Below are 25,930 nucleotides of genomic sequence, written 5' to 3'. Positions count from 1 at the left end.
GAATAGCCTGTGAGCGAAAATATATTATCGATGAACAGAAATTTATTCCGACAAAAACAGGTCAATATAAGTTGGGTTAATTAGGGTCTTCTAAAGGATGGATGTTATGCAAAAACGTAATATAGGCAATATCGCATTGATCGTTGCCATCGTCTCTGTCGCGATTGCGGCTTTGATGGTGCTTGGCTCGTCATTGGGATTGTGGGACCCAATTGTCGGCTTTATGGCCAGCCGTAATTACAATAACCTGTTAGGTTATTTAGTGGTGGTGGTTGCGGTGCTCGCATTAGGTACCAGCTTTACTATTAAGCAAGACAGCAACGCTAAAGGCAAAGGTATATTAACCTCTACAATAGCACTATTACTGGGCTTAGCTATATTGTCGCCAAGCATTATGGCGTTGGTTATCAAACCAGTGAAATATCCACCTATTCACGATATTACTACCAACACTCAATCACCACCGCAGTTTGAGTTTTTAACTGACAGCCGCATTGGCGCTAAAAATAGTTTGGTTTATGGCGGAGAAGAGATTGCCGCACAACAACGACAAGCTTTTCCCAATATTCAGCCTATAGCGTCAGACTTATCGGTAGAAGCGGCTTATCAAAAAGCATTAAATGTCGCTAAAACCATGGGCTGGACCATTGTAGCTCAAGACCCAAAATCACTGCGCTTTGAAAGTACGGCAACAACGCCTTTTTTCAATTTTGCAGATGATGTCGTTATCGTTGTTTCTTCGCTAGAGCAGGGCAGTCGTATTGATTTACGCAGCGTCTCGCGGATTGGCATTGGTGATGCGGGAGTGAATGCAAAGCGTATTCAAGAATTTAGTCAGCGGTTCTTTGAGTCTTGAATAAATTAAGTGGTAGGTTTTAACCAATAAAAAGGAGCATAAAATGCTCCTTTTTTGTTTACCTCTAAATGAAGCTGTGCCCAAAACGCATTCCAGTGATGGACATCTAGCGCCACAATCTAGCTCAACAATCTAGGTGCGCCATGATGTGGCCCTGTTGTCATTATTACTTCGGGGTTTATTACTCAGCTGCTCATTATTTAGGCGTTACGCAGGTAAAGTTAGTAGCCTCTTCCATGTCGCCTGTGCCGCTATAGGTTGCCACTTTTGGGAAAGGGCATAACGGTCTGGAGCGAGTTTTGGACCAGTTAGCAGGCAACTCAGTATTTTCAGAACGAACAGCAGCATTTATACTCTCAGGTGCTTGGCCTTTTTCAACCCATTTAACAAGCGAGTCAAGCATGTCAAAGCGGTCTGTAGCGAGTCCGTTACCGCAATGGTTCATACCAGGGACTAAATATAAGCGAGCAAACTCGTCGGCTTGATTTTCATTAACGTCCTGTAACCCTTTGTACCAATTAACCGTATCGTTAGGCGAAAATACCGCGTCAGAAGTCCCATGAACGACCATCATTTTTGCACCACGATCTCGTAATATCGTCAGATCTGTTGGGTTTGGTGGCGTCATGAACGCCATGCCAGACTCGGTGTAAGTGTCATCAATGGCATAAATACGCTCAACATCGGTATCCATATCGAGACTCATCACATATTCATATGAGCCGAGCTCCGATGAATCGTAAGGGGTGGGGGCGGTTGAAAATATAAATGCCACAGCGCCAGGATCTCTCATCATTGCCATGAAAAATTCCCAGTTATAATAGTCGTTGGTTCCCATGCCAGCGTCATAGGGGAAGTCTGAATAAATGGCTGCATCTGTATTGCTATTTCGTGGCCCAGACATAATGTTGGTCATGACCGTTTTTTGCGCGGCAGTTAAACATGTGCCATCTCGGTCTGCAGGGCAAGTTGGTACATCTCGCGCTAAATCAAATGCATCTTGGCAACCGTAAGTATCTTGTACCATTCCGTCGCTTGCACCATCTAATGCGTCACATTGTTGTGCAACTTTACTTGAAACGAGTGCAAATTCTGCTTGGGTGAAGCTACTTTGTAAAGAGGTAAGTACATTTTCGGCATCAACATTCACTAGGCTTGAATATTGCTGAATGCCATAAAGTTGCGAAACAGCAGGTTGGGGAGGTTGAACCCTGGGTTACCCACTAAGAAGCCATCGTATAAATCGGCATAGCGTGTCGCGGCAACCATGGTGTGGCGTCCACCGTTTGAACAGCCACCAAAGTAGGAGCGGTCAGGCTGTTTACCATAGGCTGTTTCAATCAGAGATTTAGCCATTGGCGTGAGTTCTGCGACCGCATTGTAGCCATAATCTAAGCGTGCCTGAGGATCCATCCCGAATAAGGGCGCAGGTGATGCGTGCCCAGTGTCGGAACTAATGACTGCAAAGCCTTTTTTTAGGGCGCCAGAATCTTTGCTTGCAGATTTAAGGAAGCGACCCACCGCTTTTTGCACTGAACCATCTAAGCCGCCATTGGCTTGAAAATAAAAACGGCCATTCCAATCAGACGGTAAACGCATTTCAAAACCAATAGCATAGTCGGCATCGCCACCCATACCTATACCAGTTCTTTCGTTCATTAACCCTTTGATTAAACAATGTGACGGAGATGGGTAGATTTCGCCTGCGGCATATTCCACGTCACCCGCAGGGATAAGTTCTGCACTAGTGATTGTAGTATCGGCATAATTAAACTCAGTTGTTAGTGTGGCACAGCTAATAATACTCGCAGGTGTTGCGGCCTCAAGCAGTGGAACCGTTTTAGTGGATGAGTCCTATTGCAGCCGTAAAGAGCAATACACAAAGGTGCCAAAGCTAAGGGAATCCATAGATTTTCCGTTTTCATATTAATCCTTATTGCCATATCTATTGGTAGTATGTCAAACGTATAACATATGCTTTATTAGGTAAATACTGATAAGAAATTAATGACGAAGAGGTCTCAGTTTCGAAATTGTTGGGAAATGGATCGCAGTTGGTGTGACAAAACAGAAAATTACGCGGTTTGTGGTGAGGATAAATAGGCTGTTAGTAATGTGATAAGGTCATTTGGCTGGCTTAGCTGTTGTGTACATGGGTTGAGTAATCATGCTGCAAATCTTGGTGGAATTTTGTTTGACTATGGCTGTAAAAACAGGCTCGTGAATAGACATGAACCTGCGTATAATCAAGACTGTATGGTATAAAAAAAGCTATTTTTCAGTGTATCTATATTCTTTTTCTACAGCATCTAGCATTAGGGTAAATTCCTGTAGGTGTTTGCGCATCTCTGCTTCAGCTTGTGATCCGTTCTGCGCGATAACCGCAGCAATTATTGCGTCATGAAGCCCTGCTGGATGGACTTTTTCATGGCTAGGTTCAAATTTTGCTGTAGCTTTACTTATGACTTGTAACAGAGATTTGACGATAGCAGCTAAAAAACGATTCCCTGACATGTCAGCTAAAATATAATGCACTTTTTGACGTAAATAAACGGTATCAGGGTAGTCTAATATGTGTTCTTCATTGCGTGATGCTTCACGCAATTTTTCTGCCATTTCTGGTGTGCAGTTTTGCGCTGCTAATTTCGCGACCATAGGCTCAATTTGTAATCGTGCCTCGCAGACTTCGGCGAATGACATTTTTTCCATGGTGAACAATTCCTGACACACATTAGTCAGTCGCTCAAATGTCATCAGTTTTACGAAAGCACCACCCATCGCACCTTGTTTAATTTCTACAAGGCCACTCGCTTCAAGTCCTTTAATTGCTTCTCGCACAACGGTGCGACTTATTTGAAACAATTCAATGAGTTCTCGTTCAGACGGCAGTTTATCACCAGCTAAATACTTGCCTTCAAAAATAGCATTTCTTAACTGGTTTCCAATTTCATCGGAAGCTTTGATTTGTTTGACGGGGGTAAAGTTAACCAAGTTCATTGTCCTACGTTTGTTCTTGCCTATATTCTATCATGCTCATACATATGCTTAATAGTTTTACTGATGAAATATCCATGTTTCTACGCCCCTATTTATGCGTTACGACGACTTATAAGTGTGTGACTTAACTCCAATTATTCGCTTTTCTGTTGATATTCATCCTGGATTTACGTCACCGTCGATGCGATTTGTAATTTTTTTGTTAGAAAGTCACAAAATTCATTTTTTTGAGATCTACTCCATAGATGCAATAACTACCCCTTTATGAGTAATATCATATGTCATACATTTAACGTATCGAATTTGGGGTTAATATTTAACCATTATCATATTAAGACTTTTCCCCACTTTCTGAGCGAGCCCTACTTTTGATGCAAGTAGAACACAGTAGCTCTATACGGTTATGAGCGGGTCCAATATCGCAGTAAATGATGTTGTATCCATTGTGACGGTGGGGGCAAAAGGAGTATGACAATGAGTAATAATGATTCAAACAAGCCGGAAGCAATCGGTCAATACACCGCGAATGTCCTGCAAAATGGTATTTCACGACGTAGCTTTTTAACTCGTGCTGCAGTGGGTACTGGCGCAGTTGCATTTACCGGCCTAAGTGGCGGAATGGCTTCTGCTGCAACAGATGAAGCCTGCCAAAACGCAGCTAAAAGTTCAGATGGCGGCGCAACGTTAGAGTTTATGCCTAAGCCGAAACCGATTTCTGACAGACTGATCGCATCGACACAAACGTTCGATGTGGTTGTGGTTGGTGCTGGTGCTTCTGGTGTTCCTGCTGCGTTATCTGCGGCAGAAAACGGCGCTAAAGTTGCAGTATTGCAAAAACAAGCGATTGTCGTGTCTCAAGGTAACACGGGTTCTGGTATTGATTTGGCCAACAGCGACAAGGCTGCCGTAGAAGCAATGGTAAACCGTCTTATGGGTGACAGCGCTCACCGTTGCCACCCAGAACTTGTAAGAGAATGGGCGTATAACTCTGGTGAGGCGGTTTCTTGGGTGATTGATCGTGCTAAAAAAGGTGGCGCGCAAATCGTAGACCAAGGCACAAAAGTGCAACATGGTATTCATGGTGTCACTGAACATAAACTCAACTTTGTTACCTCATTTTGTGGCCCTAAGCCATATACCACCGGTGACGGCATGCGTGATTTGGCTAAAGTGGCTGAAAAAGCGGGTGTTAAATTCTTCTTCAATATGCCTGCACAGCAACTTATCCAAGATGTATCAGGCAAAGTTATCGGTGTTATTGCCAAAGACCGTGATGGTAAGTATCACAAATACCTAGCCAAAAAAGGTGTGATTTTATCGTCTGGTGATTACCAGAATAACGAAGCGATGTGTAATTTTTTCATTCCTGATTTAAAGCATTTCGAACGCAAGCAAATGGATCGTACTGGCGATGGTTTCTCTATGGCGTACTGGGCGGGTGGCGTAATTGAACCTATTGGCCATACCAAAATGTTGCACGATTTTGATGCAGGTCCTGCTTCAATGTGTGATATGCCATTCCTTGCTGTTAACCGTAAAGGTAATCGTTTTGTCAATGAAACGGTAGAAATGTCATTGATGAATAACTACCTACGTGATGCAGAAAATGCGGGTAATTACTCTCAGGTCTTCGATTCAAATTACATGACTCAAGCTAAAGACTGGCCTGGAAAACTCTACTCACCTGAAGAAATGAAAATCTATATGCCTGAAGATCCAGCGCCTAAGATCGGCGTGTATGCATCTCAGACAAATACCTACTCAGCCAATACTTTGGAAGAGCTTGCAGTAAAACTTGAATGTGACCCTAAAACCTTCGTTGCCAATATTAAGCGTTATAACGAGCTTTGCAAAACAGGTAAAGATGACGATTTTGGTAAGCCTTCAGCAAAAATGCTTCCCATTGTTAAAGCTCCTTTCTATGGCATTCATCGCCGCATGCGTATCTCAACCCTTTGTTCAGGAATGCTAGTCGATAAAAATCATCAAGCACTTGATGCTGATGGCAAAAAAATTGGCGGTTTATTCGTTATCGGTAACTTAGGTGGCGGCTTCTATGGTGGCGTTGATTACCCACTGACTGTATTCGGATTGTCACTAGGGCGTTGTTATACGTTTGGCTATTTAGCCGGTAAGTACGTGGCCAAGCTATAGGGCGTAAAGACAGTTAAATGGATGCCTGATGTTTGGCACCTTCCCCAATGAATAATGGAATAACACAATGAAGAAATTAACACTGCGCAACACCTTGCTTTGTCTTGCATTGAGCTTTTTCGCAAGTACTGCAATGGCTGACAATACTACCTTATTGGATCAAACTCATGCGGCTAAAGGACTTAAATGTGCTAGCTGCCATGGTAAAGCTGAAACGCGTGAGCCTGTGACTATGTCTAAGTGCGTGACATGCCACAACACTAAAAAGCTAGCAGCTAAAACCAAGGATGTTAAGCCAACAAACCCACATGAAAATCGCCATTTTGGCACCGAAACCGACTGCGTTAAATGTCACAATGTACACCAAAAGTCAGAAAACTACTGTGGTAGCTGCCACCTTCGCTTTGACTTTGTTGTGCCATAAGTCGGCTATTTGGCACCTTAATATCTCGACCACAAGAAAAGTTAACAATAATTAGGATGAGAAAAATGATGATGAAAACAAAACTACTGCCTTTGGTTGTTGCATGTCTCGCTGCAAGTCCGGCTTTTGCGGCTGACCCAATGGGCAATTTATTTAATGATGGTACTGTAAATGGTCAATTTCAATTATTTGACTTCCAACGTAATTTTGATGGAGATAGCACAGACAGACGCGATACCTCATTCGGTGGACTTTTTTACCTGCGCTCTGGTGAGGCTAACGGCATAAGCTTTGGCAGTTCATTTGCTTCAGCTAACCCAATTTGGGATGCAAACGATGATGGTCTGTACGGACTTGTTGGCGGAGGAACACCAGGCTCTGTGGTAGAACGTACATCAGTTAACCGTTTACAAGAATACTTTGTTAGCGGCAATTGGTATGACACCAAAATAGTCGTTGGTGCTCAAGAGTTACGCACTCCTATGATGAACCCGTTCCCATTAAGATCAATCCCGTTCACTTACCGTGGTGCCAGTATTAAAAATACCTCAATTGAGAACTTGGGCGTATCAGCACTGTATATCACTGACTACATGGGTTGGACTAACGAAGAGTTTGCTAGTGTGGCTGATGGTATCCGAGGTGAATTTGCACGTAAGGGCGTTTTCATCGATGTTGAAGACAACCCTATTTACGCTTTAGGTTTAGATTACAATCTACCGTTAGAGTCGGTAAAAGCTAAAACTAGCTTGTGGTACTACTCAATGGAAGATGTGTACAACCAGTATCATGTTAAATTAGATATGAGCGGTGAAATGGGTGCCGCCAACTGGTATTTCATTCCGTCTTATTTAAAACAAGAATCTACAGGTCTGCTAGACCAAAGCGCTGCACAATTCGACACTTACCAAGCAGGCTTCCATTTAGGGATGAAATGGAACGGATTTGATGCCACATTTAAGTATGTGACCACTGGCGATGGCGACGTAGTGGCTCCATTTGGCGATGAAAAAGTGATCATTCAACAAGTGGTTCAGTCATCACGTGCTAACGAAGACGGCTACGGTGCTCAACTCGCTTATAATTTTTCACCCGACTCAGCACTAAGCGGCGTTAGCACATATCTTAACTGGGCTAGCTATGAAATTGATGGCGACTCAAGCAAAGACATCGACGAAACCGACTTTTCAGTGGTGTACGACCTGGCTAAATATGTCGACGGCCTGAGTGTACGCGCGCGTCACGCCATAGTTAACTACTCAACTGGCGACGACTTAACTGACACTCGTTTTTACGTCTATTATAAATTTGCTTTGTAATAGTGCTAAAGCACATATACCGGCTCTGAAATAGAGTGACGGTTTTGATTAAGCCAGTTGGAATATCCAACTGGCTTTTTTATGTTAGTTAGCTTGCAGTATGTGTGGTTTAGTTAGTCAGCATAAAATGAAAAACGCTTGTTCCCTATGTGTCGGAATCAAATGTTTGGTTAGGATTTGGCTAGTTTTGTGGATTAATTATCTATATTGGCAGCTTATCATTTAACTGCAGTAAGTCCCAAAGATTGCCATACAGATCTTCAAAAACCGCCACTGTGCCGTAGTCTTGTTCTTGAGGCGGACGCACAAACTTAATCCCGTCGAGTTGCATGCGGTTATAGTCGCGCCAAAAATCGTCGGTATTCAAAAAAAGAAAAACCCGTCCGCCGGCTTGGTTACCAATAAAATCATGCTGTTCTGGTTTAGATGCCCTTGCTAGCAGCAACGACACTCCGTTTGACCCCGGAGGCGACACCACAACCCAGCGTTTGTCTTGTTCTGCTTGATAGGTGTCTTCAATCAAATCAAACTTCAATTTATTGACATAAAAATCGATGGCTTCATCGTAATCATTCACCACTAGCGCGATGTGAACTATAGACTGTTTCATTATTATCCTTTGATAGCTTTGTAAATTAGCCAGTGAATGAGCGTTGTAAATCAACTAGTGAGTTAATGCAAGATTATCTGTGCCGTCGATTATGCATTAATTAACCAGAACTCGGGATAACAAACGCCTCGAAAACTGCCTTTTGCCTTGCTAACTGTGTTATTTTTTACATGAGAAGACTTGCAATAGACCAGCTATTGACGTGTTAATTCGCCTTGTTAGTAAAACAAATGACAAGTTTGAGAGCGGTTAATGGCTAAGCTTAATATCTTTATCATTCTATTCTCATCTCTACCTCTAGTTGAGGTTAATTCGATAGGTATGGAGATATAGACGTATAAAAAAAGCCACAGCAATGAACTGTGGCTTACTGATACTAGCGAGTCAGTGAATTCTAAATCGATTAGTTCTTTTTAGAATATTTTGCAGCTTCTTCACCCGCTAAGCGACCGAAGGTGATGATGTCTGAAATAGCATTACCACCTAAGCGGTTAGCACCATGAACACCGCCAGTAACCTCACCAGCACCATACAAGCCAGGGATAACCTGCTTCTTAGCATTCATTACTTCAGCTTTAGTGTCGATCATCACGCCACCCATAGTGTGGTGAACACCAGGTGTAACTTCAATTGCATAGTAGTTACCTTCGTTAAGTGCGCGCGGTAGGTTTGGACGCTCAAAATCAGTGTCTTTACCGCTACTCACTAAGCTGTTGTAACGCGCGACAGTTTCAGTCAGTGCTTTGCCGTCAATACCTTCCATTTTACCTAATTTAACTAGGCTATCTGCGGTTGGTGCAACACCTAAACCAATATACTTATCAATTTTTGACAGTGACTTACGCACAGAATCATCAAAAATCAAATAAGCTGATTTACCGGTTTGCGCTAAGATAGCGGCAGATGCTTTATCACGAGTAGTAATTTCGTTAACGAAACGCTTACCTTCACGGTTAACCAAAATCGCACCATTACCACGTACCGCTTCAGTGACCATTACGCCACCTTTAACAGATAGTGTTGGATGAGCTTGGATATACTGCATGTCTTTCAATGCGCCACCCGCATTTTCAGCTACATCCAGTCCATCACCTACTGCACCAGGTTGGTTAGTAGAGATAAAGCCTTTTAGTGAAGGATCAAGCTTTGCGACACGCTCGTTATTTTTAGCGAAACCACCCGTTGCTAAGATTACCGCATCGGCTTTCACCCAGTAGTAACCTTTGTACATCCCCTTAACCAGAATACCTTTAACAGTGCCTTTATCATCTTTAAGCACTTCAATGCCGCGAGTGTTCATGCGTAAGTCGATATTGCGTTTCACTGCATTATCATAAAGTACTTGAACAACATGAGCACCAACACCAGCACCACCGGTTGGACGATGCGCACGATTAACAGATGCGCCACCCATCATGCCAACATCAGTTAAATCGGCACCCATAGCGGTCATCCAATCAACAGAGTCTTTAGAGTGTGAGCTTAATACTTTAACTAATGCAGGGTCATTTATGTTTTGGCCACCTTTCATGGTGTCTTCGAACATTAACTCTGGGCTGTCAGTAATTTTTTTGGCTTTTTGTTGATCAGTCCAAGCAGCGTTCATGCCACCCGCAGCTAACTTAGCATTACCGCCAATAACAGGCTCTTTTTCAATAAGAATGACTTTAGCACCACTGTCTGTTGCAGATATTGCTGCTGAGAAACCTGCGCCGCCAGAACCGACAACCACTACGTCAACAGTATCGTGAGGTGCGCTAGCAAGAGCAGCCTGACGTTCTGATTTATCTTTGGCCAGTTCAGCAATAGTAGGTTCGTCACGTTGCCATTTTTTAGCATAAGGCATGTTGAAATCGAAGCTATGGCAAGAGTCACAATACACCATCGATTTTTCGTGTGCGCTGTGGCATGAGGTACAAGCTACTTCGCCTGGGAAGTGGGAAGCATGCGCATTATAGTGTTCATGTTTTGTCGTTTCAGCGACTTCCTCTAGTGTGCCATGGCAAGATACACATTGGGTATTTTCATAGGTTAAGCTGTCATTTGACAGTTCACCGTCTGGTGTATGGCAACTATCACACTCTTGGTTTTGTACATGGAAATCAGCTAAGTTATCAGCGGCAACAGCATTGCCCATTAGGCCTGCTGTGCCCATTAATGTAGCAATACAGACTGCAAGATTCATCTTTTTCATTTTTGCTCCCCCTTCTATACGTAATGACGGTTTATTCATTAACTATAGAAGCCTCTTATTGTTTTAGTTAGGCTGAAGTGAAACTGACTTCACTTCACTTTAAAAATACGGTCCAAATTAGCATCGAGTTGATCAGCTATTATTTTCGCTCAATGTAATCTTTGCCTAAGGGGGCGCAATCAACAACCAGATAACCAGAATAGAGGGTAGAAATGACAACTCAATCACAAGCCTAAAAATGCGCTATGCAAACATGCATAGTTATAAAGAGGTATATGCAATTTTGCATAGTGTATGTGGAGATAGATCACATCGAGTTAACATCATAAGAAAACGTACATAATGATTTGCTAATTCGGGTAATGCTGCACAGTTTCAAGTGGAAAAAATGGGTAATATCGCGGCATGAAAACTCTATTGTTATTACTTATCATCATCACTATGCCGGTGCTCGCGCAAGACAGCATTGTCTTTGGCGTACACTCAAAAACAGCGCCATTAGAATGGCGGAATAACGGCGTTGATCAAGGCTTTAATATCGAGTTGATGGATAGAATTGGCCAGCTGACCAATAAGCGCATTATTGTACGTCGAAAGAGTTTTCAGCAATTGGTAAAAGATGTTCATGATCCTGACAGCGATATCGATGTGATTACTGTGGTTAGCCCGGTGAACATGGATCGCAAGTTAGCTCAATCTGATCCTATATATGCAACCCATGCTAAAGCTTATACCTTGCAGGGTAAGGCGTTAATAAACAATTGGGCAGATCTTGTTGGTAAGCGGGTTGCTATTAAAAATGGTGCCTTTGTTGATGTGTTTTTATCTGACCATCTGCAAAATTTCGACCGCGTGGATGTTGATTTGTATGAAACCGGTTTTCAATTACTGATAAAAAACCAAGTCGACGTGGTTATTGCCGAGAGCTTTGTTGCGCGGCGCTTACTTCCGCTATATCCATCGGTGCGAAGTTCCAGTGATGCGTTAATTTACGGGGCATTTAATTTTGTCGCTAATGAGACAAAAACCGAACTGATGTACCAAATTAACGAGGCGCTTAGGCAGTTAAAATTATCAGGCGAATACGACAAACTGGTTAATAAATGGTTTGGTACCGGGCGTGAAAAAGTTGATTTAACTTCTTCCGAAAAGCGCATGTTTGCCCTCGCAATTTTAGTAGCGATTATGTCTGCTATTGGGATGATTTTCACCGGGTTTATAAGCGCTAGTTTACGCCGCCATACTAAAGCGCTCGATGCCGAATTAATTCAACGAAAGCGGATTGAAGTTGAAATATCTGAGTTGTCACAACAGTTCCAATCCGTTCTTGATGGGCTTCCTAATGGCGTGACCATAGTAAACCAGGAACTCCAGCATTTATGGAGTAACGATAACAATATTCACCTGTTAGATTCAGATGAATTTTACTATGTCGACAACAATGTTTTTAAGCTTAAAGCCGCAGTATTGGAGGTGTTGTCGACTCAAAAGTCGTTTACTGCCGATATGCGGTATCAGCAGCAATTTTGGCAATTACAAATTCATCCCATTGCCAACAATCAGGTGGTGATTCTACTTGAAGAATCAACCGAGCAGCATCGATTACGCCAAGCTAATGAAGAAGCCAGTCGTTTAGCTTCATTGGGAGAGTTGTCTGCGGGAATTGCCCATGAAATCAATAATCCAACCGGCCTTATTGTACATGCAGTATCACTATTTACCGCAGCCATGAAAGACTTAACGCCTGCCGCTAAGCACTATCAGAAACAAAATCCTTTCTGGCTTATTGCAGGGCTAAACCCAGACATTGCTATTGAAGAGTTACAGTATAGTTGTGGCTCTATAGAAGAGGGTGCTAAACGTATCAGTCGAATTGTTAATGACCTAAAGCGTTACGCCATGCCGCATATTGCCGACCAATATACCCGAGTGAGCTTAAATGATGTGGTTCAAGTGGCCCAGCGTCTCACCGCGAATCAAACAAAATCTCACCAGATCAGCACCATGTTATGTGATCCTAGCCCTTGCATTACAGGCGATGCTCAACAGTTACATCAGGTGTTAATTAACCTCATTCAAAATGCGTGTAATGCTTGCTCAACCCAGCCAGGGATAATAGTGATAGACACACATGTTGCAAACAACATGGCCATACTCAGTATCAAAGACAATGGCTGCGGGATGGACAGTGCCACATTAAAGCGTATTACCGAACCCTTTTTCACCACGAGGCGCAACGAAGGTGGTAGCGGCTTAGGGTTATCGGTGTGCAGTAAAATAATTAAAGAACATCAAGGCGAAATGCAGATTCAGTCTACCTTAGGCAAAGGCACGCAAATTCGACTTATTTTTGCATTAGCACAACAGGATTAGCCCATGAAACTAGCCAGAAATATTCTGTTAATCGACGACGAAGCTGCATGGTTACGAACACTCGCGATAACCCTGAACCGCCTAGTTCCCGAAGCTGAAATTGACACTTGTGTCGACAGTCGCCAGGTGAGTAGTCGCTTACAGGTTGGCGACTATGCGCTAGTGTTAGTCGATCTCACTATGCCATTTCACTCTGGTGAAGAATTATTAGCGATGATCCGCAGCGATTTCCCTAACACTCGAGTCATTATAGTGACTGGGGTAAATGAGGTTGATACTGCAGTTCGTTGTATTAAGAATGGTGCTTATGACTACTTTATTAAAACAGACAATGTCGATGAACTTGCACGAACAGTTCGCCGTGCACTTGAAGTGGTCGGACTTGAAAGAAACTACCTTTATATCAAAGAGAAATTTTTAAGCCGAACCTTAGATAACCCGCAAGCATTCAATAACATGTTAACTTGCGAGCCACAGCTATTAGATCAGTTTCGTTATCTTGAAGCCGTATCATGTAGCCCTGAGCCCTTGTTAATTTATGGCGCTAGCGGAACTGGTAAAAGCGAGTTCGCTAAATCTTGCCATGCACTTTATAGCCCAAATGAACCCTTCGTTAGCATTAATCTTGCTGGTATTAGTTGTGAGTCATTTGAGCAAAAAATGTGTGGTCAACTGTATCATCACAATAATGGCGAGCTAGAAGCAGTTGCAGGTTTATTGCATCAAGTGGGCAGTGGGGTACTCTATCTGAATGAAATTGGCACGCTACCATTGGATGCCCAAGTTAAGTTATTAGCGCTGTTAGAAAGCAAACAATATTACCCTTTAGGTAGCGACACTGCCTATCCGGTAAAATGTAAGTTTGTGGTATCAACTCAAGATGATTTACTCAAACTTCATCAAGCAGGTAAGTTTAGGAGCGATCTACTCTACCGTTTACGGGCACATAAAATTAAATTACCGCCATTAGCTGAAAGGCAGTTAGATATTGCTATGTTGATCAATCATTTCATCGCCCTAGCCGCAGCAGAAATGAATTTACCAGCGCCGATTCAACCTGCAGATTTAGCCTCTAGACTAGCCAGTTATGATTTCCCCGGTAATCTACACGAGCTCAAAGGCATGGTATTTGATGCCGTTAGTCGCAGTGATGGCATAGCGCTTAACACCTCTGCTTTTATGGAAGCCATTAATGAACACAAATCATTAACGGCAGTACCGCAAGACCGAATTATCTTTCCTAAACAACTGCCCACCATTGCCCAAATGAACCAAGCGTTAATGGACGAAGCCATGAGCCGTACAGCTAACAACCAAACAGCGGCAGCGCAAATATTGGGAATTAGCCAAAGTGCATTAAGCAGGCGGTTGAAGGGACATTAGAGCTGAATATTATGTAGTTTAGTTAACATATAGCGGCGACTGAGTGCAGGTCTTGTTAATGTGTTTCTAGCAGTGACTTTTGTGTAACGCTGCATTAGACGTTTCGAATCTCTAAGCACTGAATACTAGCTTCTAGTTACTGGCTTCCTGCTATTGATTATTGATTTCAATCATATTTTTGGGTTTAAATTTTAACATGTTATTCGATTTGCATCCTTGCGCATCTTCTCGACCTAAAGGACATGGAGAAAGTTCATTAAATAATGCCGTATTAATACTAAACATTCCTTTTTCTTTGGTTAGCATGCCTTGTTTTTTGAGGCTCCCCAGCATTAAGTCTAACTTTATGACGCTAATATGAAGTATGTCAGCAATTTCTTCTCGCGTTAGTTTGATATCAATAGTAAGCCACATTGATGAAAACTCAGTTTTAAAAGCGACCAAAATATCGAATAAAAACTTAATGAGTTTATCCTCTGGTGAAGATGTTAGTAAGAAAATTGCCAGTGCAGTTTGCCTTTCTGTAAAATAGTTTGCTTTAAACATAAAGTGAGTAAAAAGTTCGATATCTTTTTTTATTAAATTTTTTATAAACGACTTGTCGATAATAGTTATCTGGCTATCTCTTGCCACTTTAATACTTTTGCAGCAAGTACAATTATTATCTAATAGTAAATGATAATCAGTTAATCTATTGGGGATGATTACATTAACAAACTTAGGTTTGGTAAAGTTGTTAGTTCTTTTTATATAAAATAATAGTCCAGAATTTAAGTAGATGAAGTTATTAAGTAAAATACTTTTAGGTATTAGTTCACCTTTTTTTAAGGTTTTTAATACACCATTTTTTTTTATGAAATCCATTATTTCGGATGTGGCTGCGTCAGGAAAGAAAATAGTAGATTTCGCTTTCATTTCAGAGTTTAAAGACATAACTAGAGCCATATCAACACTCCTTAGTGTTAATTTTTATTACATAAATCACCAACCGAATATTCCACAGTATAAAGCCAAATAGTAATTAAATAATTTCAATTCCATACATATTTATATTGTGCGGTATTCGTCACGCATTTTTTCAAGTTGTGATGGATAGTTAATAACTTTAATTGATGTTGTTTTCTGTTAAGTCAATCACATGTTATTTACGATTGTTTATACCCATATATAGGTATTTGCAAAGATGGTTTGATTAAATGAGCTCAAGTGATTTGTAGATGTTAACAGAGTTTTAAATAGAGTCTCCTACTAGTTAGTCTTGTTTGGCATAGAAACGATAGCGCTACATAAGTTTATGATTTTATTTTATAAAATGGATATAGACACTTGTTTCAATAAAGTAATTATTTTACGGGCAATGAAATGAAAGTAAAAAATTCAGATTTAAGGAGGTATTCAACAATGAGAACTCTCTATCAACTAGCCATACTCATTGGTTGCGGATTATTAGTAATACAAAGTGCTCATGCATTACCGTGGGACGATTTAACCACAGATCAATTAGACACCACACTGCAACAAAAATTTACTGACGGGAATTATTCTCCTAAAGGGGCCGATTCTTGCCTTATGTGTCATAACAAAAATGAACAGGTGATGGACTTATTTAAGGGGACGCACGGCAAAGTTATTTCAGAGGCTTCTCCAATGGCAGGTTTGCAATGTGAAGCATGCCATGGTCCACAAGGTAATCATAATCGCGGCGGTAAAGAGCCCATGATTGCTTTTGGTGCAAAAAGTAAGTTGCCGGTAAGTTCTCAAAACAGTGTTTGTGAAGGGTGTCATAACGATGCACAGCAGATGAGCTGGCACAACAGTACCCATAATCTTGAAGAAGTTGCCTGTGTAGATTGTCACAAGATCCATGCAGCCAAAGATCCTGTTATGGATAAGCTCACAGTTAATGACACTTGTGTTAGCTGTCATACCAGCCAAAAAGGCGACATGAATAAGCGCTCTTCACACCCGTTAAAGTGGAACAGCATGACATGTGTTGATTGCCACTCAGCTCATGGTTCTATGAGTGAAAATGCGTTAGTTAAACCCACAGTTAATGACACTTGTTATAGCTGTCATGCCGAGAAACGTGGGCCTTTCTTATGGGAGCATGCGCCAGTAACAGAGAATTGCGTTACTTGTCATAACCCTCATGGCAGTGTCAATGAATCTCTCGTTAAGCAACGTGCTCCTCAATTGTGTCAGCAATGTCATGCCAATGATGGACACGCTAGTCGAGTAGTCGCGGAGTCAGGTATTGATGCTTTTGGCGGCGGTAAAAGTTGCTTGAATTGCCACAGCCAAATACATGGTTCAAATCATCCCTCAGGCAGCTTGCTGCAACGCTAATGGAGAGCAAGATTATGTCATTTAGAATCAATCTTATTACTGTATCGATATTGGTGGCGGTATCTGGACACAGTTTTGCAGCGAATTTTGGTGTTAGTAATGCTAATACCAGTAATGTAAAGACCAGAAATTATGAATGTAACCGTTGTAGTGATAATGCAGGTTATAGCGGTAATCTCGATGTGGCTCTTGGCTATAACGACATTGATGATATGCATGCTGGCAACACATTAGGCACTTCAGAAGATGGTGCTATTGGTTCGTTAAGCAGTGATATTTTGTTCCAAAATAAATCTGGCTATCAAGCCAAAATAACGGCACATCAATTGGGTTTTGACAATAGCTTTGCTAGTTTGCAAATCGGTGATTCAGGCTTATATGAGGTGGTATTAGATTACGCTGCAATTAAAACGATTAAAGCTGGTGATGTAAATAGCCAGTTGTGGCATAACGATGGAATGCTGACTCCAAGTACTGATGTTAATACGTTTAACTTAGCGCTAGAAAGAGAGAAATTAGGCGTCGGAGTGGTATTTAACCAGGACGTTTACAATAGCTTTATCAGTTACAGCCAAGAAGAGAAAACCGGTCACAGCTCAAGCAGTATCGTTGCGCCTAGCCCTATCAATATTGGCTTACCGATAAATGCGACGACTTCGCAATGGGATGCAGGGATAGGTCTTAATGGCGATAACTGGATGAGCGAATTGAGTTACTCAGGAAGCATTTACAATAATAAAATAAGCGACTTAAGTTTGCCTTATTTAAACGATGTTTATGCTGCTTCACCAGACAGCCAAGCGCATCAAATATCTCTTTCTGGCAATTACCGCTTTGACCAGACTGTGATGAGTGGACGTGTCGCAACGGGTCGCATGATCCAAGATGAAAACTTAATTCAAATGAGTGGTAATCCACTGCAAAGCTGGGACGGTCAGGTTAATACTACTGATGGCCGTTTTGCAGTGACATCAATGATGAATCATCGACTTCGCTTAGGTGGCAACATCGATTATAACAAGCGAGATAATCAGAGTTCGACCGCAGAGTTTGCTCAATATAACTTCAATAGTTTAACGGGTGCATTTAAACAAAATACACCTTTAGATTACGAACGTAAAAATTATGGCATAAATGCGAGTTATCGAATTGCCAGTGGTTATCGTTTGCAGGCAGGTTATGACAGTAAAGAAATAACTCGCAATTATAGTGAACGTGAAACAACTCAAGACGACACCTTATGGGCGAAATTAAATATCCGTAAGTTTGAAATGTTTAATATTAATGTAAAGTCTGAGTATGCTAGTAGAGATGGATCTAAATATGAATCAGATATATTAACAGCCTCAGAAGAAAACGCTGTGTTAAGAAAGTATTATTTGGCTGACCGAATTCGTAATGCCTATGAATTAAAATTAACTCATACACCTAATGATTGGATGAATGTCGATATTACTTCTCGATATGCCAAGGATGAATATAAAGATACGGATGTCGGTTTATTAGATTCAGAAGATTATGGTTATGACATAAACATAAGTATCCATATAAATGACCATGTTGATACTTATGGGTTTATTGGGCAGCAATGGATTAATTCATCGCAAGCCGGTAGTCAAGTCAGCAATTCATATTGGTACTCAGATATAGAAGATGAGTTTATTAATATTGGTGCTGGGATTAATTATAGTGGCTTAATGCAAGATAAATTAATAATAGGTATGGATTATCTATTTGCTAATTCAACTAGTAATACCAATGTGAGTGTTGATGATAGTCGTCCATATGGTGACTATTACAGTTATAACCACAGTGCCAGTGTCTATGCTGATTATGCATTAAACCCACAAATGGCACTAAAACTCAGTTATCAATACGAGCGTTATTACGATACCGATGCTGCATCTATTGGGATTGTAAGTATACCCGGACTAATAACACTTCAAGATATAAACCATGACTATAACGCACACCAAGTGATGTTGTCATTTAGCTACAAATTGCATTAAACGTATCGTAAATACTACGCGAGGATATAGAAATGGAACGTAGAAATTTCTTAAAAATGAGTGCAGCACTTGGCGCTGCAGCAACTATCACTGGGTGTGAAGATAGTGCGAAAGAAATCAATGTAGTGCCACCAGAAGTACCAGAAAGTTCGCTTGAACAGCTTAACTGGTCTGCGTGCTTAGTAAACTGTGGTTCAAATTGCCCTATTAAAGTATTCAGTAAAGACGGTGTTATCACCCGAATTGAAACTGACCATGAGACGACTGATGAATATGGTGTAAACCATCAAGCTCGAGCCTGTCCTCGTGGACGCTCACTTCGTCAAAGAACCTATGCAACAGACCGACTACGTTCTCCAATGAAACGTGTTGGTAAAAGAGGTGAAGCAAAATTTGTCCCTATCAGTTGGGAACAAGCCTATTCAGAAATAGGCACAAAATTACAAGCCATTAAAGATAACTACGGGCCTGAATCAATTTACATGCATTACGGTACAGGCGCTTATTATGGCTTCTCATCGAATACTGCTACTTGGGGTCGATTATTGAATTTAAATGGCGGTTTTCTAGACCACCATTGGGATTATTCATGGGCTGGAGTGTATCCAGCGTGTATGGCTACTTATGGCGATCAATGGGATAGCATTGGTGGTAGTTCGTTAAGCGAAATAGTTAACTCTGATTTATTTGTTGGTTTTGGATTTAATCCAAATGAGATACGCATGAGTGGTAGTGGCGAAGGCTATGACTTTGTTAAATCTTTAGAAAGTAATAAAAAGAACATCAAAGTTTGGATGGTTGAACCCAGATACACAGATTCAATGCGTGGTAATGAAGATGAGTGGCTTGCTATTCGCCCTGGCACTGATGCAGCGTTAATTGAAGCGGTTATTTATCAGATGATAAGTAGTGGTTGGGTTGATCAACATGCCAAACCGTTTTTAGATAAATATGCAGTAGGTTATGACGAAGCATCGTTAGTGAACACTAAGGCGTCTGTTACGCTAAATGCCGATCCGTTCATTGCTTCACACGCTGAATATATCGACCCAGCACAAAACTACCATGACTATATTATGGGCCAGGGTATATTTGTATCAGAAGGAGCGAAAACACCAGCTTGGGCTGCCGTAGTCTGCGGCGTTCCAGCAAATAAAATTGAACAACTAGCTACCGCTATTATGGCCGCTGAAGCGCCCTATATTTCTGCTGGTGCAGGTATTAGCCGTCATGCAAACGGCGACCAAGCTACTCGAGCCGTGTATACCCTAGCCATTATGACCGGAAAAATAGGCCGTGCGGGTGTAAATAGCGGTGCCATGCCGTCAAGTTATAGTTTTGGTGTTTCGGGAATGCCTACTGGGAGCAACCCTGTAGACGTGACTATCCCTGTTTTCACATGGTCAGATGCCGTTGTGCGTGGTGAAGAGTTTAGTGGAACAACAGACGGTGTTCGTTTTGCTTCTAGTGGCAGTCAAGAACGAGTCGATAATAATCCTGCAACATTAGGCACAAACATTAAGGCAATTATCAACTGTGCTGGTAATGCTTTAGTGAATCAACATTCAGACAGTAACGGCACAGCCCAAATCCTCGAAGATGACAGCATGTGTGAACTGATTATTGTGAGTGATTGCTGGATGACGCCTTCAGCTAAATTTGCTGATTACTTATTGCCAGATAGCACTTGGCTAGAGTCGGTGGATTATGCCAATGATTCATATGCATCGGGTCAAATGGCCTATGCAACATTTATGAGCACCTCATTGAAGCCGTTAGGTGAATCACAATCTATGTATGAGATTTGTGCTGGTATTGCTAACGCGATGGGCAATGGCGCTGAATACACTGAAGGGCTAACGGGTCAACAATGGTGTGAAAAGCTTTATCAACAAACCAAGGCGATGAATGCCGATGTTGATATGCCAGATACCTATGAAGAAGCTCAGAAAGTCGGGGTTTTCCGTAAATATATGTCTTCATCAGTGGTTGCATTTGAGTCTTATATTCAAGATCCAGTTGCGAATCCTAGACCGACAATTTCTGGGAAATTTGAGATTTTCTCATTATCACTTGCACGCAAAGCGGCCACTTGGTCTTTGCCTACAGGAGACCAAATTACTCCATTACCTCAATATGTGGTGACTTGGGACGGCTATCAAGATCAAGACACTATTGATGCAGGCTATCCATTACAGTTATGTGGTTATCACACTAAAGGTCGAACTCATTCAAGTTACCATAATGTCCCATGGTTACGGGAAGCCGTAGAAGATGCGGTATGGATGAACCCGAAAGATGCATCAGCTCGAGGATTATCTGATGGCGATACGGTTTATGTTTATAACGGTAGAGGAACAATAGAACTGCCTGTAAAACTGACTCCTAGAGTGACTCCTGGTGTGTGCTCTTTAGGACAAGGTGCTTGGTATAAACCAGATGCGAGTGGAAAAGTGGGGCCATCTGGTCATATTGTGGATATTGGAGGCTGTATTAATACACTGACAAAATATCATCCTTCCCCTGTATCAAAGGGAAATCCGCAGCACACCAATCGTGTTCAGGTAGTTAAGGCTTGAGGGGTAAATTAAAATGACACAAGAAACTCAATTAGGATTTTATTTCGATAGCAGCAAATGCACCGGCTGTAAAACTTGCCATATTGCCTGTAAAGACCGAATGGTTGGCAAAACGCGTAGCAAGGATGATGTTGCTAATCAAGGCGTATCGGCAATGCCTGGTATGTTATGGCGCCGTGTTTATGAATACGGTGGTGGTTCATGGGATCAAAATGGCGATGAAAGTTACGAGCAAAATGTATTTGCTTACTACGCATCTGTAGGTTGTAACCATTGTAACGAACCTGTGTGTGTAAAAGCCTGCCCGACTGGTGCTATGCATAAAAGAAAGGAAGACGGGCTGGTACTGGTTCAAGAGTCGTTATGTATTGGCTGTGAAAGCTGTTCAAGAGCTTGCCCATACGATGCGCCGCAGATTGATATTGAACGCAAAGTCATGACCAAATGTGATGGTTGTTTCGATAGATTAGCAGAAGGTAAAAAACCGATTTGTGTTGAGTCATGCCCTTTACGAGCACTGGACTTCGATACTATGGAAAACCTACGAGCTAAATACGGTAACGGCGATGGCCACTTTGCGCCATTACCTTCTGAATCGATTACCTCACCTAACTTAATTGTTAAGGCATCAAAGAAGGCCCAACCTGTTGGTGCAAGCACGGGTCGGATCCTAAACGTTCGAGAAGTATAATTAGTCAATACAGGGTGTAATAAGCTTATTACACCCTTTCATCCTACTTAAATTTATAAGTAAATGTGAACGATATGAATATTGAAAATACTCAAGATTTACAAGCAGTTGCTAATGTATTGCATTCTGTACTGACTATTTATCCAGAGTCGGATGTAATCAATACCTTTAAACATCAAGAGATTGTCGAGAACTGGCCTCAGCTATTATCAACCGATACCAACCATAAAGGATTAACGCACCTAAAAACTTATCTTGCTCAATGGGAAGGTGAGGAGGAAGAGTTAATTAAGCTTAAGCTCGACTATGGCATGCTATTTTACGGCCCAGGTACACCTTTAGCTGCACCTTGGGGGTCTGCTTATACCAGTTCTTCACAGTTACTTAATGACTTTAGCACCGTTACGTTAAAACAGTTTTATGCTGCTAACGACATTAATATCGGCATGAGAACCAATGAACCTCTGGATCATATTGGGTTAATTTTTGCTGTGCTGTCATTCTTGTTGAACAAAGCGATGGAAGAACCTCAAAATCCGTACTTTCAAAAAGCGATAGATGAGTTACTGGAGCAACATTTGCTACCTTGGGCTTACCGATGTTTAGATCTAGCCTATTCCCATGCTGAAACAGATTATTACAAAGCGTTCTCTATTTTGGCCAAAGAATACCTTTTGTATCTTGAAAAAACATTCGAACTTAAACCAAAACGAATAGCTATTTATCGATAGGTTAATATATATGGCATTTCTTCAAGCAATAGTACAGCAGTGGCATAAGGCCGATCTGGGTTATAGCTTATTATTAAGTTTTCAGCGCTCAGAGGAAATCATGCAGTTGTTTAATGGTGCCACTGATATAAAGACGGTGGCTAACTTAATTGCTGCGTTAGTGTATATTGAGGGTGAACCTCAATGGTTAACAAAAGAAAGCCAAGATACAGAAAGCCCACTAAAAAATGAGCTGGTTTTTAAATGCTTAATTATCAGTTGCCAACTTTTATTTATAAAATTATCTCAAACAATCAATTTAAACCAAGCGGAAAGACTCATTCTGACCTTGTCTAATGTATGGGTAAGCCAAAAACGTGATGATAAAAGTAGTGGTGATTTGGTTGATCTAATTAAAAAAATTTATAGTCAGGTGTATTCAATAGATCTAGAAAGTAGAAATATAATTAAAAATATGAAATAGAAAGCAAACAAATAGCACCGTTATTTATATTGGTTGCTATGACAATGAAGATACATCTTTCAATTGCCTGTTTGGTTTTATTTATCTACTTTACAGGTTATACCCAAGTTCTATCCCCCCATCTTAACCTCTCCTTAACCCGTACATGGGTATGCTTGTTCCATTATTGTGTAATACACAAGTTGGGAGAAGCAGTTGATGATGGTAAAACCGGCGCGACGACACGCAATGTTGGCACTGATTATAGTGAGCTTGTTGGGCTGCAGTACTGTCGAGAATGTCAATTACGCTGACCGAGCCAGTCAAGCTGAGGCGGATACTAGCCAACGTTTAATTGAGCAGTTGCTGCTGGCCTCAAAGACACAAGATGTGCCGACACAATCGATAGCGCGTTTAACTGACTTGGTTAATGTGCCTGAGTTGCAGAGCTTTATATTTGCTGCTCTGCAGAATAACCCTAGTTTGCAACAAAGCGTAGTGGCATTGAAAATGGCCTATGCCCAACACGGTATTACTTCTGCTAGCCGTTTGCCGTCAGTAGAGGCCAGCTTTAGCGGCACTTCAACCGAAGACAGCGATGACAGTTATACCACTGATATTACCGTGAGTTGGGAGCTGGATTTATGGCAAAAAATTGCTGACAGCAGCAACGCTGCATTAAAAGACATTGCCAGCACGCAAGCCAGTCTTCAAAGCGCGCAAGACTTAGTCGCCGCCAACGTGATGCGCAGTTGGTTAGACATTAGCCTTAAACAACAACTTGTGGCGATTGAAACCCAGCGTTTAACGGTATTAGACAACAATAAAGCACTTATTTTAGCGCGTTATCGTGTTGGCTTAGGCAGTTTAGAAAATCTCGATAATGCCAATACTAGTGTCGCCAGTACACAAGCTACCTTAGCCGATTATCAACAACAGCTTGCCCAAAGCAAGCGTGATTTGACCTTGCTTACAGGGCAATGGACCGGCAACGATTTAGCGGTAAACATTGCTGCTGCATTTCCTGCAGTGTTGAATCCTATTAGTTCACTGGGGCAACAAAATCTAAGTCAACGTCCTGATATTAAAACTGCATTTTACAATATTGAAGCCGAAGCATTACGTACCGATGCCGCCTATAAGGCTATGTTGCCGTCGATCAGTTTATCAGCCAGTTTAACCGACATGGCGCAGTCGCCAACAGATGCATTACTCACCGGACCGTTATGGAGTGTGCTGGGGCAATTATCTGCGCCCTTGTTCCAAGGTGGCAAATTATCATCACAAGCTGAGTTAGCGAAGTTAACTACTGAGCAGCGTTATTGGGTATACCAAGAAACCTTATTAAATGCGGTCAACGAGGTCGAAAATAGCGTTGGCCAAGAGTATTCCCTCGCCAAACAACAACAGCACTTAACCGACGCGCAGCTTAGTGTTCAGCGCAGCTTTGTCAGTTATGAGCAAAAGTACCGCCAAGGCTTAGTCGATATTTTTGATTTACTGACCGTGCAACAGCAAACCTTTGATGTTGAAGCGCAACTTGTTACTACCATTTACAACCGTCTCATAAACCGAATTGATTTAGGCTTAGCGCTAGGTCTAGGAGTCTCGCATGAAGCTTAACCGTGTAAACGTCATCGTCACTGTATTGTCACTGGGCAGTATTGCCGTTGCGTTAGGCTATACCGCGTCGCAGTTAGCGCCGCCAGCGAATAAAAAAGCGCCTGCTGCTGAACTGTCTGTCAAACCTGTCACGACTAGCGCGGCGGTATCACTATTGCCGCAAGTGGGCGTTGTTGTGGTTAATGGCCAAGAATATCAAGCAGAAGTAGTTGGATTTGGTGAAGCAAGGCCGCGTTATGAGCTAACACTTAGCGCCGAAGTCAGTGGCAAAATCAGACAGGTTAATCGTCAATTTGAGTCAGGACAGGTGATCAAAAAAGGGGCTTTGTTAGGCAAAATTAACGACACCAGTTATCAACAAGCGTTAACCCAAGCACAAACCGATGTTGCTCAAGCGGAACTCGATTTATTAGAAGAACAACGCCAAGGTGAGCAAGCTAAAGCAGAATGGCTTCGTTCAGGTTTGTCTGGCGAGCCAGCTTCTCCACTAGTATTAAGAACTCCGCAACTGGCTCAAGCCACCGCAGCATTAGAAAATGCCAAACAAGCGCTTAAAAAAGCGCAACAAGATCTAAGTTATACCAACATTACCGCACCGTTTGATGCGCTGGTGGTGAGCCGCGATATTCAGCCTGGCAGTTACGTGCAAACAGGCAGCCAACTTGGCACTTTATACAGCGTAGCCGAAGTTGAAATTAGCGTACCGCTGTCTGAACTGCAATGGCAAAACCTACCTGAGTTTGATAATGCACAGCTGGTTAAAGCGCCGTGGGATGTGACTTTGTTCAGCGCCGATGGTCTTCATCAATGGCAAGGTTACATTGAACGTGTCGAGCAACATTTAACTCAAACTAGCCGCCAACGTTCATTAATTGTGGTGGTCGACAACCCACTGGCACAAACAACGGATCTGTATCCTGGCACCTTTGTTAAAGCACATATTAACGGTAAATCATTAAGCAATTTATGGCAGTTACCTTCATCTGCTATTTCACAACAAGGTGATATTTGGTTTATCAATGATAGCAGTCAATTGGCTAAATCAGCTGCCAATATCGCCTTTGAAAAAGACGGTTTTGTGTATGTATTGCCTATTGTTAGTGAGCAAAGAGGTCGACCGAGCTTAATCCAAATTGTTAAGCGCCCTTTAAGCAGCTTTAAAGTGGGCACTAAGGTGCTTGCTAAGTTAGAGGTTTAAG

20 protein-coding genes are annotated in these 25,930 nt (G+C 41.9%); 14 read left to right on the top strand and 6 right to left on the bottom strand.

All coding sequences use genetic code 11. From position 1 onward, the window contains the following. The first annotated feature begins 106 nt into the window (after positions 1 to 106). Positions 107 to 856, top strand: a complete 750-nt coding sequence (locus EGC86_RS04555) for a DUF1499 domain-containing protein (protein WP_245423096.1) — start codon at positions 107 to 109, stop codon at positions 854 to 856. A 196-nt stretch (positions 857 to 1,052) separates the two neighbouring features. On the opposite strand, the gene EGC86_RS04550 is transcribed toward EGC86_RS04555, so the two are convergent. The 3 genes from EGC86_RS04550 to EGC86_RS04545 form a co-directional block, all read right to left on the bottom strand. Continuing rightward, a complete protein-coding gene (locus EGC86_RS04550; RefSeq protein WP_281047810.1) occupies positions 1,053 to 2,006 on the bottom strand; it encodes a tannase/feruloyl esterase family alpha/beta hydrolase in 954 nt (317 codons plus the stop codon). Then, complete coding sequence (locus EGC86_RS21135) at positions 2,006 to 2,515, bottom strand: tannase/feruloyl esterase family alpha/beta hydrolase (RefSeq protein ID WP_281047809.1); 510 nt, start codon at positions 2,513 to 2,515, stop codon at positions 2,006 to 2,008. The genes EGC86_RS04550 and EGC86_RS21135 overlap by 1 nt, the downstream gene beginning before the upstream one ends. A gap of 612 nt (positions 2,516 to 3,127) precedes the next feature. After that, a complete protein-coding gene (locus EGC86_RS04545) occupies positions 3,128 to 3,853 on the bottom strand; it encodes a FadR/GntR family transcriptional regulator (RefSeq protein ID WP_123776763.1) in 726 nt (241 codons plus the stop codon). 474 nt (positions 3,854 to 4,327) lie between these two features. Here EGC86_RS04545 and EGC86_RS04540 point away from each other — a divergent pair, with 474 nt between their 5' ends. The 3 genes from EGC86_RS04540 (at position 4,328) to EGC86_RS04530 (ending at position 7,750) form a co-directional block, all read left to right on the top strand. Continuing rightward, on the top strand, positions 4,328 to 6,007 hold the full coding sequence (locus EGC86_RS04540) for an FAD-dependent oxidoreductase (protein WP_123776762.1): 1,680 nt from the start codon (positions 4,328 to 4,330) through the stop codon (positions 6,005 to 6,007). A gap of 67 nt (positions 6,008 to 6,074) precedes the next feature. Then, positions 6,075 to 6,431, top strand: coding sequence for a cytochrome c3 family protein (locus EGC86_RS04535; RefSeq protein WP_011639108.1), 357 nt, complete (start codon positions 6,075 to 6,077; stop codon positions 6,429 to 6,431). Positions 6,432 to 6,496: 65 nt separating this feature from the next. Then, the gene (locus EGC86_RS04530; RefSeq protein ID WP_123776761.1) at positions 6,497 to 7,750 is read left to right on the top strand and encodes an OprD family outer membrane porin; all 1,254 of its coding nucleotides are present in this window, start codon (positions 6,497 to 6,499) and stop codon (positions 7,748 to 7,750) included. A 202-nt stretch (positions 7,751 to 7,952) separates the two neighbouring features. Here the strand turns inward: EGC86_RS04530 and EGC86_RS04525 are convergent, their stop codons facing one another. After that, positions 7,953 to 8,360, bottom strand: coding sequence for a VOC family protein (locus EGC86_RS04525; protein ID WP_123776760.1), 408 nt, complete (start codon positions 8,358 to 8,360; stop codon positions 7,953 to 7,955). A gap of 403 nt (positions 8,361 to 8,763) precedes the next feature. Beyond that, positions 8,764 to 10,554, bottom strand: a complete 1,791-nt coding sequence (locus tag EGC86_RS04520) for a flavocytochrome c (RefSeq protein WP_123776759.1) — start codon at positions 10,552 to 10,554, stop codon at positions 8,764 to 8,766. A gap of 405 nt (positions 10,555 to 10,959) precedes the next feature. On the opposite strand from EGC86_RS04520, the gene EGC86_RS04515 reads away from it, so the two are divergent. Together EGC86_RS04515 and EGC86_RS04510 are read left to right on the top strand one after the other, a co-directional pair. Next, positions 10,960 to 12,927 carry an ATP-binding protein gene (locus EGC86_RS04515; protein ID WP_123776758.1) on the top strand — a complete coding sequence of 656 codons (1,968 nt, stop codon included), beginning with the start codon at positions 10,960 to 10,962 and terminating at the stop codon, positions 12,925 to 12,927. Between the two features lie 3 nt (positions 12,928 to 12,930). Further along, the gene (locus tag EGC86_RS04510) at positions 12,931 to 14,310 is read left to right on the top strand and encodes a sigma-54-dependent transcriptional regulator (RefSeq protein WP_123776757.1); all 1,380 of its coding nucleotides are present in this window, start codon (positions 12,931 to 12,933) and stop codon (positions 14,308 to 14,310) included. Positions 14,311 to 14,460: 150 nt separating this feature from the next. Here the strand turns inward: EGC86_RS04510 and EGC86_RS04505 are convergent, their stop codons facing one another. Then, positions 14,461 to 15,255 (bottom strand): Crp/Fnr family transcriptional regulator, encoded by a 795-nt coding sequence (locus EGC86_RS04505; RefSeq protein WP_123776756.1) that lies wholly within the window; start codon positions 15,253 to 15,255, stop codon positions 14,461 to 14,463. A gap of 456 nt (positions 15,256 to 15,711) precedes the next feature. Here EGC86_RS04505 and EGC86_RS04500 point away from each other — a divergent pair, with 456 nt between their 5' ends. The 8 genes from EGC86_RS04500 to EGC86_RS04465 all read left to right on the top strand — a co-directional run bounded on the left by EGC86_RS04500 (position 15,712) and on the right by EGC86_RS04465 (position 25,929). Next, a complete protein-coding gene (locus EGC86_RS04500; RefSeq protein ID WP_123776755.1) occupies positions 15,712 to 16,656 on the top strand; it encodes a DmsE family decaheme c-type cytochrome in 945 nt (314 codons plus the stop codon). 14 nt (positions 16,657 to 16,670) lie between these two features. Further along, positions 16,671 to 18,665, top strand: a complete 1,995-nt coding sequence (locus tag EGC86_RS04495; protein ID WP_123776754.1) for an MtrB/PioB family decaheme-associated outer membrane protein — start codon at positions 16,671 to 16,673, stop codon at positions 18,663 to 18,665. A gap of 32 nt (positions 18,666 to 18,697) precedes the next feature. Next, on the top strand, positions 18,698 to 21,244 hold the full coding sequence (locus EGC86_RS04490; protein ID WP_123776753.1) for a DMSO/selenate family reductase complex A subunit: 2,547 nt from the start codon (positions 18,698 to 18,700) through the stop codon (positions 21,242 to 21,244). Between the two features lie 13 nt (positions 21,245 to 21,257). Next, on the top strand, positions 21,258 to 21,935 hold the full coding sequence (locus EGC86_RS04485; protein ID WP_123776752.1) for a DMSO/selenate family reductase complex B subunit: 678 nt from the start codon (positions 21,258 to 21,260) through the stop codon (positions 21,933 to 21,935). A 74-nt stretch (positions 21,936 to 22,009) separates the two neighbouring features. Next, positions 22,010 to 22,666, top strand: a complete 657-nt coding sequence (locus EGC86_RS04480) for a TorD/DmsD family molecular chaperone (protein ID WP_245423095.1) — start codon at positions 22,010 to 22,012, stop codon at positions 22,664 to 22,666. Between the two features lie 10 nt (positions 22,667 to 22,676). Further along, positions 22,677 to 23,129, top strand: coding sequence for a hypothetical protein (locus EGC86_RS04475; protein ID WP_123776750.1), 453 nt, complete (start codon positions 22,677 to 22,679; stop codon positions 23,127 to 23,129). A 198-nt stretch (positions 23,130 to 23,327) separates the two neighbouring features. After that, complete coding sequence (locus EGC86_RS04470; RefSeq protein ID WP_123776749.1) at positions 23,328 to 24,731, top strand: TolC family protein; 1,404 nt, start codon at positions 23,328 to 23,330, stop codon at positions 24,729 to 24,731. After that, positions 24,721 to 25,929, top strand: a complete 1,209-nt coding sequence (locus tag EGC86_RS04465; protein WP_123776748.1) for an efflux RND transporter periplasmic adaptor subunit — start codon at positions 24,721 to 24,723, stop codon at positions 25,927 to 25,929. Before EGC86_RS04470 ends, EGC86_RS04465 begins: the two co-directional genes overlap by 11 nt. Position 25,930: the final 1 nt, after the last annotated feature.

It is taken from the genome of Shewanella frigidimarina (assembly GCF_003797125.1).
Taxonomy (GTDB): Bacteria; Pseudomonadota; Gammaproteobacteria; order Enterobacterales; family Shewanellaceae; genus Shewanella; species Shewanella frigidimarina.
This window is presented reverse-complemented; position numbering and strand designations above follow the sequence as displayed.